Source organism: Streptomyces rhizoryzae (assembly GCF_023155275.1).
Taxonomy (GTDB): Bacteria; Actinomycetota; Actinomycetes; order Streptomycetales; family Streptomycetaceae; genus Streptomyces; species Streptomyces rhizoryzae.
Genome location: NZ_JALMUV010000109.1, coordinates 1 through 1,958, shown reverse-complemented (window position 1 = coordinate 1,958; position 1,958 = coordinate 1). Strand labels below are relative to the sequence as shown.

The 1,958-nt window shown below is 57.8% G+C and carries 1 rRNA gene; it reads left to right on the top strand.

Annotated elements, in window-relative coordinates:
- Positions 1-260 precede the first annotated feature (260 nt).
- A 23S ribosomal RNA gene (locus MUU72_RS35045) occupies positions 261-1,958 on the top strand; the annotation flags it as partial.

Below are 1,958 nucleotides of genomic sequence, written 5' to 3'. Positions count from 1 at the left end.
GCCAGTACATCAGCGAGTGTCTGATGCTGGTTGCTCATGGGTGGAACGTTGACTATTCGGCGCGATTGGTTTGGTTCTGTTAGTACTGCTTCGGCGTGGAACGCGGGTTTGAACTGGTCGGGTCGGGCACGCTGTTGGGTGTCTGAGGGTGCGAGCGTTGCTCGTCCTTCGGCTGCCGGCCCCGGTGAAGGACCCCTGGTGGGTGTGTGACGGGTGGCTGGTCGTTGTTTGAGAACTGCACAGTGGACGCGAGCATCTGTGGCCAAGTTTTTAAGGGCGCACGGTGGATGCCTTGGCACCAGGAACCGATGAAGGACGTGGGAGGCCGCGATAGGCCCCGGGGAGCTGTCAACCGAGCTTTGATCCGGGGGTGTCCGAATGGGGAAACCCGGCAGTCGTCATGGGCTGTCACCCGCTGCTGAACACATAGGCAGTGTGGAGGGAACGCGGGGAAGTGAAACATCTCAGTACCCGCAGGAAGAGAAAACAACCGTGATTCCGGGAGTAGTGGCGAGCGAAACTGGATGAGGCCAAACCGTATTGGTGTGATACCCGGCAGGGGTTGCCAGTGCGGGGTTGTGGGAATGAGCTTCAGTCGTCTGCCGGCGGCTGGGCGAGTCAGAAACCGTTGATGTAGGCGAAGGACATGCGAAAGGTCCGGCGTAGAGGGTAAGACCCCCGTAGCTGAAACATTAGCGGCTTGCTTGCTCATCTCCCAAGTAGCACGGGGCCCGTGAAATCCCGTGTGAATCTGGCGGGACCACCCGTTAAGCCTAAATATTCCCTGGTGACCGATAGCGGATAGTACCGTGAGGGAATGGTGAAAAGTACCGCGGGAGCGGAGTGAAATAGTACCTGAAACCGTGTGCCTACAAGCCGTGGGAGCGTCGGAACAAGGCTTGCCTTGTTCTCGTGACTGCGTGCCTTTTGAAGAATGAGCCTGCGAGTTAGCGGTGTGTAGCGAGGTTAACCCGTGTGGGGAAGCCGTAGCGAAAGCGAGTCCGAAGAGGGCGTTTGAGTTGCACGCTCTAGACCCGAAGCGGAGTGATCTAGCCATGGGCAGGTTGAAGCGGAGGTAAGACTTCGTGGAGGACCGAACCCACCAGGGTTGAAAACCTGGGGGATGACCTGTGGTTAGGGGTGAAAGGCCAATCAAACTCCGTGATAGCTGGTTCTCCCCGAAATGCATTTAGGTGCAGCGTCGTGTGTTTCTTGCCGGAGGTAGAGCACTGGATAGGCGATGGGCCCTACCGGGTTACTGACCTTAGCCAAACTCCGAATGCCGGTAAGTGAGAGCGCGGCAGTGAGACTGTGGGGGATAAGCTCCATGGTCGAGAGGGAAACAGCCCAGAGCATCGACTAAGGCCCCTAAGCGTGTGCTAAGTGGGAAAGGATGTGGAGTCGCAGAGACAACCAGGAGGTTGGCTTAGAAGCAGCCATCCTTGAAAGAGTGCGTAATAGCTCACTGGTCAAGTGATTCCGCGCCGACAATGTAGCGGGGCTCAAGTACACCGCCGAAGTCGTGTCATTGCAGCATGTACCCCTAACGGGGGCTGTGATGGGTAGGGGAGCGTCGTGTGCCGGGTGAAGCAGCCGTGGAAACGAGTTGTGGATGGTTCACGAGTGAGAATGCAGGCATGAGTAGCGATACAAGAGTGGGAAACTCTTGCGCCGATTGACTAAGGGTTCCTGGGTCAAGCTGATCTGCCCAGGGTAAGTCGGGACCTAAGGCGAGGCCGACAGGCGTAGTCGATGGACAACCGGTTGATATTCCGGTACCCGCTTTGAAGCGCCCAATATCGAATCAGGCGATGCTAAGTCCGTGAAGCCGCCCTGATCTCTTCGGAGTTGAGGGGAGTGGTGGAGCCGACGGACCAGACTTGTAGTAGGTAAGCGATGGGGTGACGCAGGAAGGTAGTCCAGCCCGGGCGGTGGTTGTCCCGGGGTAAGGGTGTAGG